This window comes from Thioalkalivibrio sp. ALM2T, from assembly GCF_000381505.1.
GTDB classification, from domain to species: domain Bacteria; phylum Pseudomonadota; class Gammaproteobacteria; order Ectothiorhodospirales; family Ectothiorhodospiraceae; genus Thioalkalivibrio; species Thioalkalivibrio versutus.
The window spans coordinates 29,491-44,918 of sequence record NZ_KB906566.1 but is presented as its reverse complement, the minus strand read 5'-3'; the positions used below and the strand labels follow the sequence as shown (position 1 = coordinate 44,918).

12 protein-coding genes and 1 tRNA gene are annotated in these 15,428 nt (G+C 66.4%); 12 read left to right on the top strand and 1 reads right to left on the bottom strand.

Translation table 11 applies throughout. The features are described 5' to 3' along the window. The first annotated feature begins 31 nt into the window (after positions 1–31). From F816_RS0110905 to grxD, 6 genes are all read left to right on the top strand, one after another. Positions 32–106, top strand: a tRNA-Gln gene (locus tag F816_RS0110905). A 149-nt stretch (positions 107–255) separates the two neighbouring features. Beyond that, a complete protein-coding gene (locus F816_RS0110900) occupies positions 256–1,194 on the top strand; it encodes a ribose-phosphate diphosphokinase (protein WP_196799408.1) in 939 nt (312 codons plus the stop codon). A 138-nt stretch (positions 1,195–1,332) separates the two neighbouring features. After that, positions 1,333–2,034: a 50S ribosomal protein L25/general stress protein Ctc gene (locus F816_RS0110895; RefSeq protein ID WP_019594748.1), complete on the top strand. Its 702-nt coding sequence runs from the start codon at positions 1,333–1,335 to the stop codon at positions 2,032–2,034. A 24-nt stretch (positions 2,035–2,058) separates the two neighbouring features. Further along, positions 2,059–2,688 carry an aminoacyl-tRNA hydrolase gene (gene pth, locus F816_RS0110890; protein WP_019594747.1) on the top strand — a complete coding sequence of 210 codons (630 nt, stop codon included), beginning with the start codon at positions 2,059–2,061 and terminating at the stop codon, positions 2,686–2,688. Next, positions 2,685–3,779: a redox-regulated ATPase YchF gene (gene ychF, locus F816_RS0110885; RefSeq protein WP_019594746.1), complete on the top strand. Its 1,095-nt coding sequence runs from the start codon at positions 2,685–2,687 to the stop codon at positions 3,777–3,779. The genes pth and ychF overlap by 4 nt, the downstream gene beginning before the upstream one ends. 83 nt (positions 3,780–3,862) lie before the next feature. Beyond that, positions 3,863–4,192, top strand: a complete 330-nt coding sequence (gene grxD, locus F816_RS0110880) for a Grx4 family monothiol glutaredoxin (RefSeq protein WP_018145267.1) — start codon at positions 3,863–3,865, stop codon at positions 4,190–4,192. 91 nt (positions 4,193–4,283) lie between these two features. Here the strand turns inward: grxD and rnt are convergent, their stop codons facing one another. Next, positions 4,284–4,970: a ribonuclease T gene (rnt, locus tag F816_RS0110875; protein ID WP_019594745.1), complete on the bottom strand. Its 687-nt coding sequence runs from the start codon at positions 4,968–4,970 to the stop codon at positions 4,284–4,286. A gap of 297 nt (positions 4,971–5,267) precedes the next feature. On the opposite strand from rnt, the gene aceE reads away from it, so the two are divergent. The 6 genes from aceE (at position 5,268) to F816_RS0110845 (ending at position 15,379) form a co-directional block, all read left to right on the top strand. Beyond that, positions 5,268–7,931 carry a pyruvate dehydrogenase (acetyl-transferring), homodimeric type gene (aceE, locus tag F816_RS0110870; protein WP_019594744.1) on the top strand — a complete coding sequence of 888 codons (2,664 nt, stop codon included), beginning with the start codon at positions 5,268–5,270 and terminating at the stop codon, positions 7,929–7,931. Further along, a complete protein-coding gene (gene aceF, locus F816_RS0110865) occupies positions 7,873–9,288 on the top strand; it encodes a dihydrolipoyllysine-residue acetyltransferase (protein ID WP_081622696.1) in 1,416 nt (471 codons plus the stop codon). The genes aceE and aceF overlap by 59 nt, the downstream gene beginning before the upstream one ends. 24 nt (positions 9,289–9,312) lie before the next feature. Further along, positions 9,313–11,100, top strand: a complete 1,788-nt coding sequence (gene lpdA, locus F816_RS0110860; RefSeq protein WP_019594742.1) for a dihydrolipoyl dehydrogenase — start codon at positions 9,313–9,315, stop codon at positions 11,098–11,100. A 6-nt stretch (positions 11,101–11,106) separates the two neighbouring features. After that, on the top strand, positions 11,107–12,072 hold the full coding sequence (locus F816_RS0110855; protein ID WP_026333238.1) for an OmpA family protein: 966 nt from the start codon (positions 11,107–11,109) through the stop codon (positions 12,070–12,072). Between the two features lie 57 nt (positions 12,073–12,129). Then, positions 12,130–13,353, top strand: a complete 1,224-nt coding sequence (locus F816_RS0110850; protein WP_018169045.1) for an argininosuccinate synthase — start codon at positions 12,130–12,132, stop codon at positions 13,351–13,353. Between the two features lie 70 nt (positions 13,354–13,423). Next, positions 13,424–15,379, top strand: coding sequence for a diguanylate cyclase domain-containing protein (locus tag F816_RS0110845; protein ID WP_019594740.1), 1,956 nt, complete (start codon positions 13,424–13,426; stop codon positions 15,377–15,379). The last annotated feature ends 49 nt before the right edge of the window (positions 15,380–15,428 follow it).

Genomic DNA, 15,428 nt, shown 5'->3' with positions numbered 1-15,428 from the left:
GGCAATACAATTTGAGAGTTCAGCGAGATATTGGGCCGTAGCCAAGCGGTAAGGCAGCGGGTTTTGATCCCGCCATGCGCAGGTTCGAATCCTGCCGGCCCAGCCATACAAATGATGTCCCGTGCCAGTCGAGCGCGAGGCACAACCACAAAAGACCCCGGCCTCCAGCTGGGGTCTATAGTTGAAGGCTCGGGCGTCCAGTCCGCCCGCTCCACTTCACTCAGACCGGGAAAAACCGTGGTCGACAAGAATCGCATGATGATCTTCGCGGGCAATGCCAACCCGCGTCTCGCCCAGGCCGTTGCGGAACACCTGGGGCTGCCGATGGGCAAGGCCATCGTGGGGCGTTTCAGCGATGGCGAGGTGCAGGTCGAGTTGCTGGAGAACGTGCGCGGCCGCGACGTCTTCCTGATCCAGCCGACGGGGCAGCCGACCAACGAAAACATCATGGAGCTGGTGATCATGGTGGATGCGCTGCGCCGTGCCTCGGCCGGACGCATCACCACGGTGATCCCGTATTTCGGTTATGCGCGCCAGGATCGCCGGGTTCGCTCGGCGCGGGTGCCGATCTCGGCCAAGGTGGTCGCCAACATGATCGAGGCGGTGGGCGCGGATCGCGTGCTGACCATCGACGTGCACGCCGACCAGGTTCAGGGTTTCTTCAACGTCCCGGTGGACAACATCTATGCCTCGCCGGTGCTGCTGGGCGACGTCTGGCGGCATGTCTCGGGCGATCTGACCGTGGTGTCGCCGGATGTCGGCGGGGTGGTGCGGGCCCGCGCCATCGCCAAGCGGCTGGATGACGCCGATCTGGCGATCATCGACAAGCGCCGCCCGCGTGCCAACGAGTCCGAGGTGATGCACATCATCGGGGATGTGCGCGGCAAGTCCTGCATCATCATCGACGACCTGGTGGATACCGCCGGTACGCTCTGCCAGGCTGCGAAGGCCCTGAAGGCGCACGGGGCGCACTCGGTGATGGCCTATGCCACGCACCCCGTGCTTTCCGGCGCGGCAATTGATAACATAAACGGTTCGGCGCTTGACGAGCTGGTGGTGACCGACACCCTGGCCCTGCAGCCCAATGCGCAGGCCTGCGAAAAGATTCGCCAGTTGTCGGTCGCGGAGATGCTTGCGGAGACCATCCGTCGCATCAACCTCGAGGAGTCTGTCAGCTCGTTGTTCATGGACTAGCCTCGTGTGGGCTGGAGCTGTGGACCGGCGATAACCGATTTCGGGAGGCTTGCCTCCCTTCAGCGCCCCGCCTGGTCGCGGGCGGGGTGTGTTCAAGGCGCTTCGGGTGAAGCGCCTTTCATTTTGGAGACCGTAGCAATGAGCATGAGCTTTACCATTGAAGCCGAGAAGCGTGACGAACAGGGTTCGAGTGCGAGCCGCCGCCTGCGTCGTGCCGGCAAGCTGCCCGCCATCCTGTACGGGGCGGACAAGGACCCCGTGTCAATTACCCTGGATCACAACGCGATGGTCCACAACCTCAAGGAAGATGCGTTCTATTCGCACATCCTGAGCGTGAAGCTGGGCGGCAAGACCGAGAAGGCGATCCTGCGTGATGTACAGCGCCATCCGTTCAAGCCGACCATCTACCATGTCGACCTGATGCGCGTGAGCGCCAATCAGCCGATCCGCGTCAGCGTGCCGCTGCACTTCCACAACGAGGAAGAGTGCAAGGGCGTGAAGCTGGGCGGTGGCATGGTCAGCCGCATGATCAACGAGCTCGAGGTCGAGTGTCTGCCGGGCGACCTGCCCGAGTCCATCGATCTCGACGTGATCGAGCTGGATGTCGGTGACACCGTGCACATCTCCGAGCTGAAACTGCCGGAAGGCGTGCAGAGCGTGGCCCTGATGCACGGCGAGGAATACGACTACGCCGTGGTCAGCGTGCTGCTGCCGCGTTCCGCCAAGGCGGAAGAGGAAGAGCTCGAAGGCGAAGCCGCGGAAGCCGAAGGTGGCGCAGAAGCCGAGGGTGGCGACGAGGCCGCTTCCGGCGACGAGTCGGAGTCCGGGGACAAGGAGTAAGCCTTGCGGCTTGCCGCCTGACTGATGGCGATCCAACCCGAACCGATCCGTCTGGTGGTCGGGCTGGGGAATCCGGGCCCGCGTTATGCCGAAACCCGGCATAACGCGGGTTTCTGGTTTGTGGACACCCTGGCCCGCCGCCATGGCGCGGAGTTCCGCCCCGAGAGTCGCTTCGATGGTGAAGCGGCACGTCTGGCCCTGCCGGACGGCGACTGCTGGCTGCTCAAGCCCATGAGCTTCATGAACAAGAGTGGCCTCCCGGTACGCAAGTGCGCGGATTTCTACCGCATCCCGCCCGCGGCCATCCTGGTCGTGCATGACGAGCTGGATCTCGATCCCGGCGTAGTGCGGCTGAAGCTGGGCGGCGGCCATGGTGGACACAACGGGCTGCGTGATCTGCACCGCCACATGGGCGGGCCGGACTACGCCCGGCTGCGGGTTGGTATTGGGCACCCGGGGCATCGCGATGACGTGGTGCCGTTCGTGCTCGATCGCCCTGGGCGGGATGATGCCCGGGCCATCGAGGAGGCCATCGATACGGCCCTGGACCAGATCCCGGCCCTGGTGGCCGGGCGCTGGGACGAGGCCGTGCGCAATCTGCATGGGGGTGGGTCGAAGCCGGCCGGCCCCAAGAACTCCGAGGAAGCCCGATGAGTCTGAAATGCGGGATCGTGGGCCTGCCGAATGTCGGCAAGTCCACCCTGTTCAATGCCCTCACGCGCGCGGACATCGCGGCGGAGAACTATCCCTTCTGCACCATCGATCCGAACGTGGGCGTGGTGGAGGTCCCGGATCCGCGGCTGACGCGGCTCGCCGAGATCGTGAAGCCCCAGCGCACGCTGCCGACCACGGTCGAATTCGTGGACATCGCCGGCCTGGTCGCCGGCGCCGCTCAGGGCGAGGGGCTGGGCAACCAGTTCCTGGCGCATATCCGCGAGACGGATGCGATCGCCCAGGTGGTGCGTTGTTTCGAGGATGACGACATCGTGCATGTCGCCGGCAAGGTCGATCCGCTGGCGGATATCGAGACCATCAGCACCGAGTTGATGCTGGCGGACCTCGAGACCGTGAACAAGGCGCTTTCCCGTCTGGCACGTGCGGCCAAGTCGCAGGACAAGACCGCCATCGCCCAGTTGCAGGCGGCCGAGAAGGTGTCGGCGGGCCTGGATCAGGGCATTCCGGCACGGGCGCAGGGCCTGGACGAGGACGAGCGACGGGCCCTGTACGACCTGCACCTTCTGACCCTCAAGCCGGCGATGTACATTGCCAATGTGGACGAGGCCTCGCTGGTCGGCGGCAATGCCATGGTCGAGGCCGTGCAGGCGAAGGCGGCCGAGGAGGGCGCCGAAGTGGTCAGCGTCTGCGCCGCCATCGAGGCCGAGATCGCGGTGCTGGATCCCGAGGAGCGTACCGAGTTCCTGGCCGACCTGGGTCTCGAGGAGCCGGGGCTGGACCGGGTGATCCGGACGGCCTACCGCCTGTTGAACCTGCAGACCTTCTTCACCGCGGGCGAGAAGGAGGTGCGTGCCTGGACTGTGCGCCAGGGCTCCACTGCGCCGCAGGGGGCGGGGGCGATCCACACGGATTTCGAGCGCGGTTTCATCCGTGCCGAGGTGGTGGGGTACGACGACTTCGTTGGATACAACGGCGAGCAGGGCGCGAAGGACGCGGGGAAATGGCGCCTCGAAGGCAAGGAATACGTGCTGAGAGAGGGCGACGTGGTACATTTCCGCTTCAATGTCTGAGCGTTATACTAGGAAATAAGTTTGGGGTGTGCCGCGATGCGCGGCTGCGCCCTGTTTTGGCACCAAATTTCGGGAGTACAGTAATGGACGTAATGGACCGCATCCGCCAGCAGGTGGAAGATAATCCGGTGGTGATCTTCATGAAGGGCACCCCGCAGTTCCCCATGTGTGGGTTCTCCAGCCGTGCGGTGGAGGCGCTCAAGCGCTGCGACCAGGAATTTGGCTACGTGAACGTGATCGCGGATCAGGAAGTCATGCAGAATCTGCCGCGCTTCGCCGACTGGCCGACTTTCCCGCAGGTCTATATCGACGGCGAACTGGTCGGGGGCTGCGACATCACCCTCGAGATGTTCGAAAGCGGCGAGCTGAAGAAGATGGTCGACGAGGCCCACGCCAAGCGCGCGGCCAGCTAGGCTGAAGCGGCCCGGCGGCCATACGGCTGTCCGTCATATGACCCGTCACCCGGGCGCCCTTGTGGCGGCTCGGGCGGCGGGTTTTTTGCGTTCAACTCCCGGGCGGGAGTTCTTCCGGGTCGGGCAGGCGCAGGGCGTTTTGCGGCACCCCGATCCCGTCCTGCCAGCGGTTGGTGATCTGGCAGAAGATGTCCGCCGTCTTTTCCGCATCAAAGGCCGCGCTGTGCGCCGACTCGGTGTCCCAGCCCAGTCCCGCGGCGTCCGCCGCGCGCGCCAGCACGGTCTGGCCGAAGGCCAGTGCTGCCAGGGATACCGTGTCCAGGCTGCTGAACGGGTGGAACGGGTTGCGCTTGATGCCGCAGCGCTCGGCCGTCGCGTGCACGAAGCCCAGATCGAAGTGGGCGTTATGCCCCACCAGCACCGCGCGCTTGCAGTGGTTGACCTTCACCTCCCGGCGCACCTCGCTGAACACCTTGCCCATTGCCTGATCCTCGGGGTAGGCCGCGCGCAGCGGGTGGTAGGGGTCGATGCCGTTGACCTCCAGCGATTTCGGGTCCATTTCCGAACCCTCGAACGGCCGCACATGCACGCTGACCGTGCGGTCGCGCACCAGGTGATCGTTCGCGTCGCGGCGCAGAAATACCGCAGCGATCTGCAGCAGGGCATGCCGGCGGCAGTCGAAGCCGCCGGTCTCCACGTCGACGACCACCGGCAGGAAGCCGCGGAAGCGGTTCGCCATCGGGCGGTGATTGGGGTCCAGCTGCAGGGTTTCGGGCATTGGGGTACTCGGTTTCGGGTGGGGCGGTGGTTCGGGCTGTCGGCGGCGCCGGGCGGGGGATTGGCCCGTGTTCCGGCTGGTCAGGCGGGTTGCGCGCGGTTTGCGCACGTTCCCGCAGATTTCCCCGACGATCGGCGCCATAGCGGGCTTTGGCTTGACCTGTTGGCGGGACAGTCGGGATACTTGCGCCTTTTATGCCCGCCCAACACCGGCGCATGGTAGCAAATGCCCGCCTGCCCGGTGGCCCGGCCCCGTAGTGGCAACCCGATTCCCAACCCGTTTTCAGGGGTAGAGCGCATGGACCCGAACGCGACCGAACACGATATCGACCCGCAGGAGACCCAGGAGTGGATCGACGCCCTGGCCTCCGTGCTGGAGACGGATGGCCCGGAACGGGCCCATGCTCTCCTCGAGCGACTGGTCGACAAGGCGCGCCGCAGCGGGGCCTACCTCCCGTACTCCGCCAACACTGCCTACGTGAACACCATCCCCACGCACCTCGAGCCGGAATATCCGGGCGATGGCGCGGTGGAGCATCGCATCCGTTCCTATATCCGCTGGAACGCAATGGCGATGGTGGTGAAGGCCAACCGGGTCTCTGCCGAGCTGGGCGGGCATATCGCCACCTTCGCCTCCGCCGCGACGCTGTACGACGTCGGCTTCAACCACTTCTGGCACGCCCCTGCGCACGACCACGGCGGTGACTTGCTGTTTGCCCAGGGGCATTCCTCGCCGGGCATCTACGCCCGCGCATTCATGGAAGGACGCCTGAGCGAGGAGCAGCTGGACCATTTCCGCCGCGAGGTGGATGGCAAGGGCCTGTCGTCGTATCCGCACCCGTGGCTGATGCCGGACTTCTGGCAGTTCCCGACCGTGTCCATGGGCCTGGGTCCGATCATGAGCATCTACCAGGCGCGCTTCATGCGCTACCTGCAAGATCGCGGCCTGGCGGAGACCAAGAACCGCCGTGTGTGGAGTTTCGTTGGCGACGGCGAGGTCGACGAGCCGGAGACCCTGGGGGCGATCACCCTCGCCTCGCGCGAGAAGCTGGACAACCTGACCTGGGTGGTGAACTGCAACCTGCAGCGCCTGGACGGCCCGGTGCGCGGTAACGGCAAGATCATCCAGGAGCTGGAGGCCATCTTCCGCGGCGCCGGCTGGAATGTGGTCAAGGTCCTGTGGGGCCGCTACTGGGATCCGCTGCTGGCCAAGGACACCGACGGCCTTCTGCAAAAACGCATGATGGAGGCGGTCGATGGCGACTATCAGAATTACAAGTCGCGCGACGGCGCCTACGTGCGCGAGCACTTCTTTGGCAAGTACCCCGAGCTCCAGCGCATGGTGGCCAACATGTCCGACGAGGATATCTGGCGCCTGAATCGCGGGGGCCACGACCCGGTCAAGGTCTATGCGGCCTACAAGGCGGCGGCCGAGCACAAGGGCCAGCCGACGGTGATCCTTGCGCACACCGTGAAGGGCTATGGCATGGGCGCGGCGGGCGAGGCCCAGAACCGCACCCACAGCCAGAAGAAGATGGATTCGGACGACATGAAGCAGTTCCGCGACCGCTTCAATATCCCGCTGTCCGACGAGCAGGTGGAAAAGGCCGAATACATCAAGCCGGATCCCGACTCCGAAGAGATGAAGTACATGAACGCGCGGCGCAACGACCTGGGCGGGCATCTGCCCGTGCGCCGGCCGCTGGCCACGCCGCTCGAAGTGCCCGGGCTGGATGCGTTTAACGGCCTGCTGGAGGCCTCCGGCGAGCGCGAGATGTCGACCACCATGGCCTTCGTGCGGCTGCTGACCCTGCTTGCCCGCGACAAGAAGATCGGCAAGAACGTGGTTCCGATCGTCCCCGACGAGGCCCGCACCTTCGGCATGGAAGGGCTGTTCCGTCAGCTGGGGATCTACTCCTCGGTCGGTCAGCTCTACGAGCCGCAGGACAAGGACCAGGTGATGTATTACAAGGAGGACAAGAAGGGCCAGATCCTGGAAGAAGGGATCAACGAGGCCGGTTCCATGTCCTCCTGGATCGCGGCCGCGACCTCCTACTCCACGCACGGCGTGGCGATGGTGCCGTTTTACATCTTCTACTCGATGTTCGGCTTCCAGCGCATCGGCGACCTGATCTGGGCCGCCGGCGACATGCGCGCGCGCGGCTTCCTGATGGGTGCGACCGCTGGGCGCACCACGCTGGCCGGCGAGGGCCTGCAGCACGACGACGGCCACAGCCAGATGATGGCGGCCAACGTCCCCAACTGCATCGCCTACGACCCGACCTTCGCCTATGAGCTGGCGGTGATCGTGCAGGACGGCATGCGCCGCATGTACGCGGAGCAGCAAAGCGTCTTCTACTACATCACCGTGATGAACGAGAACTACCCGCAGCCGGCCATGCCGAAGGGTGCCGAGGAAGGCATTCGCCGCGGGCTGTATCGCTTCCAGGCGGGCGGGCGCAAGAAAAAGAAGGTGCGCCTGCTGGGCTCCGGCACCATCCTGCGCGAGGCCATTGCCGCCGCGGAACTGCTGGACCAGGACTTCGGCGTGGCCGCCGAGGTATGGAGCGCGACCAGCTTCAACGAACTGGCCCGCGACGGCCGCGATGTCGACCGCCATGCGCGCCTGAACCCGGAGGCCAAGCCGCGCAAGTCCTGGGTGGAGGAGTGTCTGGGTGGTTCGGACGACCCGGTCATCGCCGCGACCGACTACGTCCAGGCCTACGCCGACCAGATCCGCGCCTTCGTGCCGGCCGACTACCGCGTGCTGGGAACCGACGGCTTCGGCCGCTCGGATACCCGCGCGGCGCTGCGGCGGCACTTCGAGGTCGATCGTTACCACATCGCGGTCACGGCCCTGAAGGCCCTGGCCGACGCCGGGACCGTCGAGGCCAAGACCGTCAGTGAGGCGATCAAGAAGTACAAGATCGACGTCGAACGGCCCAACCCCTTGCAGGCCTGAGGCCGCCGGTACCGAGGCAGGAGCAGACATGAGCAACACGACTACCGTGCACGTACCGGACATCGGTGACTTCAAGGACGTCGAGATCATCGAGGTGATCGTGAGCCCGGGGGACACCATCGCCCCGGAGGATCCGCTGATCACGCTGGAATCGGACAAGGCCTCCATCGAGATCCCGGCCCCGCAGGGCGGGACCGTGAAAGCAGTCAAGGTAAAGGCCGGGGACCGCGTCAACGAGGGCGATCCGATTCTGGAACTGGAACCCTCCGACGAGGGTGCCACCGAAGATACTGCCGCCAAGGAGGAGCCACCGAAACAGGAGGCGTCGTCGTCCTCGGATGCGAAGGCCGAGGCCGGGCCCGCGACCGACCCGTCGAAGAAGCCCGAGCCGCCGAAGCCTGCCGACCGGGCCGACGGGCCGCGCCCGTCCCCCACCGAGCACATCCGCGACGAATCGGCCTTCCGCAAGGCGCATGCCTCGCCGGTGGTGCGCAGGTTCGCGCGCGAGCTGGGCGTGGACCTGAGCAAGGTCGACGGCTCCGGGCGCAAGGGGCGCATCCTGCGCGCGGACGTGCAGGGCTTCGTCAAGCGCGCCTTGAGCCAGGGCGCCGGTGGCGGGCTGGGGGTCGAGCCGATGCCGGAGATCGACTTCTCCGAGTTTGGGCCGACCGAGACCCAGCCGCTGTCGAAGATCAACAAGCTCACCGGCAAGAACCTGCATCGCAACTGGGTCACCGTCCCGCACGTGACCCAGTTCGACGAGGCCGACATCACCGAGCTCGAGGACTTCCGCAAGTCGCTGAAGGCCGAGTACGAAAAGAAGGGCGTGAAGGTCACCTTCCTGCCGTTCCTGATGAAGGCGGTGGTCTCCGCGCTCAAGCAGTACCCGCGTTTCAACGCCTCGCTGGACGCGACCGGCGAGAACCTGATCATCAAGCAGTACTACAACCTCGGCATCGCGGTGGACACCCCGGACGGCCTGGTCGTCCCGGTGGTGCGCGACGTGGACCGCAAGAGTCTGGTCGACATCGCCTCCGAGCTGATGGACCTGTCCCAGCGCGCTCGCGACAAGAAGCTGAAGCCGGCGGACATGCAGGGCGGCTGCCTGACCATCTCCAGCCTCGGCGGGATCGGTGGCACCCAGTTCACCCCGATCGTGAATGCCCCCGAGGTCGCGATCCTGGGCGTGTCGCGCTCCAGCATGAAGCCGGTCTGGAACGGCAAGGAGTTCGAGCCGCGCCTGATCCTGCCGCTGGCACTGTCGTACGATCACCGGGTGATCGACGGCGCCCTGGGCGCGCGCTTTGCCACCACGCTGAGCGGGCTGTTGTCCGACATGCGCCGCATGCTGTTGTAATCGAATGCCAACCGGAGTGACTGGATGAGCCAGACCAAGACCATCGAGGTCCCGGACATCGGGGATTTCAAGGACGTCGAGATTATCGAGGTCCTGGTGCAGCCGGGCAGCGAGATCGCCCCGGAAGACCCGCTGATCACCCTGGAGTCCGACAAGGCGGCCATCGACGTGCCGGCCCCCGAGGCCGGCACGGTCAAGAAGATGCATGTGAAGGTCGGGGACAAGGTGTCCAAGGGCACGAAGCTCCTGGATCTCGAGGCCAGTGGCGACGCTGCGGGCACCGAGGAGCAGGGCGCCTCCGGCGGTGATGCCAAAGCCGATTCCGCGAAGTCGGAGTCCGGCGCCGCGAGTGAGCCGAAAAAGGCGGCGGCCCCCAAGGCGGCCGCTGACCCGAACACCGACAGCCAGTGCCAGGTGCTGGTGCTGGGTTCCGGCCCTGGTGGTTATACCGCCGCCTTCCGCGCCGCGGATCTGGGCCTGGATGTGGTGATGGTCGAGCGCTACCCGGAGATCGGCGGCGTGTGCCTGAACGTCGGCTGCATCCCGTCCAAGGCGCTGCTGCATGCCGGCGAGGTGCTGCACGAGGCCGAGCGTTTCGCCGCGCTGGGTATCAAGTTCGGCGAACCGGAGATCGATCTGGAGGGCCTGCGAGGCTACAAGGGCGGCACGGTCAAGAAGCTGACCGGCGGGCTCAAGCAGCTGTGCAAACAGCGCAAGGTGCGCGTGGTCCAGGGTGTCGGCCAGTTCACCGGCGCCAACAGCATCGCGGTGGAGGGCAATGACGGCCGCGAGGTGATCGGCTTCGAGCACGCGATCATCGCGGTCGGTTCGCAGGCGATCAAGCTGCCCGGCTTCCCCTGGGACGACGAGCGGGTGATGGATTCCACCGACGCGCTGGACCTGGCCGAGATCCCGGATCGCATGCTGGTGGTCGGTGGCGGCATCATCGGCCTGGAGATGGCCTGCGTGTACGAGTCGCTGGGTGCGAAGGTCACGGTGGTGGAGCTGTCCGACACCCTGATGCCGGGCGCGGATCGCGATATCGTGCGCCCGTTCGAGAAGCGCGCGAAGAAGCGTTTCGAGAATATCTTCCTCAAGAGCAAGGTCTCCGAGGCCAAGGCCACCAAGGCCGGGATCGTTTGCCAGTTCGAGGGCGAGGCCAAGGGCCTGCCGGAAGAGGACACCTTCGATCGCGTGCTGGTCGCCGTGGGCCGCAGCCCGAACGGGGCGAAGATCAAGGCCGAGGCGGCCGGCGTGCAGGTGAGTGAGCGCGGCTTCATCGAGGTCGACAGCCAGCAGCGCACCAACGTCGAGCACATCTTTGCCATCGGCGACGTGGTCGGTCAGCCGATGCTGGCGCACAAGGCCACTCACGAGGGCAAGGTTGCCGCCGAGGTGATTGCCGGGCACAAGGTCCATTTCGACGCCCGTGCCATCCCCTCGGTGGCCTATACCCATCCCGAGGTCGCCTGGATGGGCATGACCGAGGAGCAGGCGAAGGCCGACGGCATCGACTACACTAAGGGCGTGTTCCCCTGGGCCGCCTCCGGCCGGGCGATCGCGCTGGGTGCCGAGGACGGCCTGACCAAACTGCTGTTCGATGCGGATGGCCGCGTGATCGGAGCCGGTATCGTCGGCCCGTCGGCCGGCGACCTGATCGGCGAGGCGATGCTGGCGCTGGAGATGGGCGCCGAGATGGAAGACATCGGTCTGACCGTGCACCCGCACCCGACGCTCAGCGAGACGGTGGCCTTCGCCGCCGAGGTCGCGCACGGCTCGATCACCGACATCCTGCCGCCGAAAAAGCGCTAGCGGGTCGTGGCCCGCTTGCGCCAGTGGCTGCGTTGCGCACTCCCGGGGATGGTGCTGCTGGGGGTGGGTATGGCCACGGCGGGTGCTGCGCCCTACAGCGAACCGCTGGAGCGTAGTGACTGGCAGCTGACCGAGGAAGATGCCACCTGTCGCATCCAACAGACCGTGCGTCACGGCGGTACGCTGCGTTTCGAGGCCCGGCCGGGCCTGTTGACCGCAGTCTTCTGGCAGGCCCCCTACGCGATGCCGGCGGGCGTCACGCCGCGGCTGCGCACCGGCGCGCCGGAATGGCTGCGTCCGACGACCCAGCCGCCCCTGGATCTGCGGCTGCAGGCCCGTGACGATCGCTTGTTCAGGGTGCCTCAGGGGTCGGCCCAACTCTTGAAGGCCCGCCTGCTGGCCGGCCATGATGTGCGCATCGATTTTCCCGATGGTGACGACTCGGCGCACTTTCGCGGCATTCGTTTTGCCCTCCGTGCGCGCGATTTCCGCGCCTGCTATGGCGGGCAGGACGCGCCTGCCGCGAGCCCGGACGGGGGCGCGCTGGATCGCTGGAGCGTTTACTTCGAAACCGGCAGCCATCGCCTGGATCCCGAGGCACGCGAGGTTCTGGAGCGCGCGGCCCGCATCCTGGCGGCTACGGAGACGCCGCGCGTTCGGGTCGTTGGCTGGACGGATGCCGCCGGGCCGTTGGAGATCAACCGTCCCCTCAGCCGCAATCGTGCGGAGGTGGTACGTCAGGCACTGGTGGAGGCGGGTGTCCCGGCTGCGGGTGTCGAGATCGAGGCCCCGGGTGTCGACCCGGCCGCCGATGGCGCGCGCCAGGCCTCGCGGCGCAGCGATATCTGGTGGCTGGACAGCGGCGATGCGGACGCGGGTGACGCTCCCGTCGCCGTCACGGAAGGGTCCGAGGGCCGCGACCCCGGCCCCGTTCCGGATCCGGCCGCACCCTCCGCGACCCCGGCGTGGTAGTGACGCCAGCCGTCAAAACGACTATATCTTTACCTTAGGAAAAGGATAGAAATTCTTATGAGCTCCTCGATCAAGCGCGTCGTCCTTGCATACTCCGGCGGTCTGGATACCTCGGTCATCCTCAAATGGCTGGAGGATCAGTACGGCTGCGAGGTGATTACCTTTACCGCCGATCTGGGTCAGGGCGAGGAGGTCGAGCCGGCCCGCGCCAAGGCCGAGGCCCTGGGTGTGAAGCAGATCTATATCGAGGATCTGCGCGAAACCTTCGTGCGCGACTACGTGTTCCCGATGTTCCGCGCCAACACGATCTACGAGGGCGAGTACCTGCTGGGTACCTCCATCGCGCGTCCCTTGATTGCACGGCGCCTGGTCGAGATCGCCGAGGAGACCGGGGCCGACGCGATCGCCCACGGCGCCACCGGCAAGGGCAACGACCAGGTGCGTTTCGAACTGGGCGCCTATGCGCTGAAGCCGGGCATCAAGGTGATCGCCCCCTGGCGCGAGTGGGATCTGAACTCGCGCGAGCGCCTGATGGCTTACGCCGAGCAGCACAACATCCCGGTGGACTACAAGAAGCAGGGCACCAAGTCGCCGTATTCGATGGACGCCAACCTGCTGCACATCTCCTACGAAGGTGGCCCGCTGGAGGACCCGTGGACCGAGGCCGAGGAGGACATGTGGCGCTGGTCGGTCTCCCCGGAGGCCGCGCCGGACGAATCCGAGACCCTGACCATTGGCTTCGAGAAGGGCGATCCGGTCTCGATCAACGGCGAGCGCCTGAGCGCGGCGGAGTTGCTCGCGAAGCTCAACGAGCGCGGTGGGGCCCACGGTGTCGGCCGTCTGGATATCGTCGAAAACCGCTATGTCGGCATGAAATCCCGCGGCTGCTACGAGACCCCGGGTGGCACGATCCTCTTGCGTGCCCGCCGGGCGCTGGAATCCATCACCCTGGACCGCGAGGCCGCGCACCTGAAGGACGAGTTGATGCCGCGCTACGCCAGCATCATCTACAACGGCTACTGGTGGAGCCCGGAGCGGCGCATGCTGCAGGCCGCGATCGACGACACCCAGGGCGTGGTCAACGGCGAGGTGCGCCTGCGCCTGTACAAGGGCAACGTGATCGTCGCGGGTCGTCGCTCCGAGGACACCCTGTTTGATGATGCCATCGCCACTTTCGAGGATGACGCCGGCGCCTACGACCAGAAGGACGCCGAGGGCTTCATCCGCCTGAACGCGCTGCGCCTGCGAATCGCCGCCAGCCGCAACCGCAAGCCGACATGACATGAGCGGGGCGGGCCGCCAGCGCTCCTCATTGAGGGTTGCCCCGCTCCGGCGCCCGGGAATCGCGTGGATGTCTGGTGGCCTGGCGGTGCTCCTGGTGTGTTGTCTGTTGCTGTATCCCTCGGCGCCCTTGTTCGCGGAGGAAACGGCGGCGGTGGACGAGCAGCGGCTGGTCCTCGGGGTGCTCGCCCACCGCGGCGACGATGTGGCACGCCAACGCTGGACGCCATTCGTCGAGTACCTGTCAGAGCAGATCGACGGGGCCCGTTTCGTGCTGGAGCCGGTGGACAACGACGAGTTGCAGGCGGCGGTAGCAGACAAGCGCTTCGATTTGATCCTGACCAACAGCGGTTCCTACGTGATGTTGGAGCAGCAGCACGGGATATCGCGCATCGCGACCATGCAGCCGCGCCAGGTGGGCCGTGACGAGGACCGTTTCGGGGCCGTCGTGATCGCCCGAGCCGATCGGGATGACCTGGTGGAGCTGGACGATCTGCGGGGGCAGCGCTTGTCCGCGGTGCATCCTGATGCCTTTGGGGGCTGGTGGATGACCTGGCGCGAATTGCAGGCGGCCGGGCTGGACGTAGAGAGTGATCTGGCGTCGGTGGTGTTTACCGGCTTTCCGGTCGGCCGCGGCCTCGACTGGGTGCTGCAGGGGGAGGTCGATGCCGCGACCTTCCGGACCGGCATCCTGGAGGACCTGGAGGCACGTGGCGATCCACGGGTGGAGCAGGTCCGGGTGGTCGGCGAGCGCGCCTTCCCATCGTTCACTTACCGCGCCAGTACCCGTTTGTACCCCGAGTGGCCGCTGGCGATGCGTGGTGACCTGGATACCGGGCTGGCGCATGCCATCCTGCTGGCGACCCTGTCGCTGGATGCGGAACATCCGGCAAGTCAGGCGGCCGGCATCGGCGGCTGGGCAGCACCCCGGTCCTACGAGGACGTTCACGGGCTGATGTACGAACTGGGGGTTGGCCTGTATGCGCCGCAGCCCTTCGATATCCTGGTCTGGCTGCGTGACAACATCCTGTGGCTGGTCTCGGCGCTGGCAGTGGTCGCGCTGCTGGCGCTGCTGTATGTCTCGCGGGTCCACACCCGGGTGCGCCGCTCCGGGCGCAACCTCGAGCGCAGCATGGACGCGATCCCGGATGCGGTGATCACCCTGGATGCACGTGGCGGGATCTCCTACGTGAACCCTGCGGCCCGCGAGCTGGCGGGGCTGACCCGGGATCAGGTTCTGGGTTGTTCCCTGGATCAACTGCTCGACTTGCGCGAACTGGGTACCGGCCGCCCCCTGCTGCCGGCGGATGCCCGGGGCGAAGCGCTGAACCAGGCCCTCGGCGAGCGTTCGGATGCCCGCCTGGTCCGGCGTGACGGTCACGAACTGATCGTGCGTATCGCCCGTACCGCGCTTGACCCGGTAGCCGGCAGTTCCGTGCGGACCCTGCTGGTGCTGACGGATGTCTCCGAGGAACGCAGGCTGGTGGATCGCCTGGTGCACGAGGCGAGCCACGATGGCCTCACCGGCTTGTTGAACCGGCGCGCCTTCGAGCGCGAGCTGGAGATTGCCATGCATGCCGCCCGCGACAATCGTGCGGTGGCCAGCCTGCTGCTGGTGGACCTCGACTACTTCAAGGATGTGAACGACCGCCATGGCCATCGGGTCGGCGACGAATTGCTGCGCCAGGTTGCTCATGTGCTGCGCCAGCTGACCCGCAGCCACGATGCCGTGGCGCGCATTGGGGGCGACGAGTTTGCCGTGATTGCTCGGGACACCAATGCCGAATACGGGCGCATACTGGGGCAGCGTATCTGCTCCGCCCTGGCCGACCGGCCGTTGCAGGTAGAGGCGCGGGACGTCACCATTGGGGCCTCGGTCGGCGTGGTCGAGCTGGGGCCGGATGTGCCGGGGGTGGACGAGGCCTTCGTGGCCGCGGACCGCGCCTGCTACCAGGCGAAGGACCAGGGGCGTGGCCAGGTCGGGCTCGCCCGCAAGGCGGATATCCATCCCATTACCGGGTCCTGAGCCGGGCGCGGACCCGCCGACTCGGTATTATCATCCGTTCGGTCGCCGG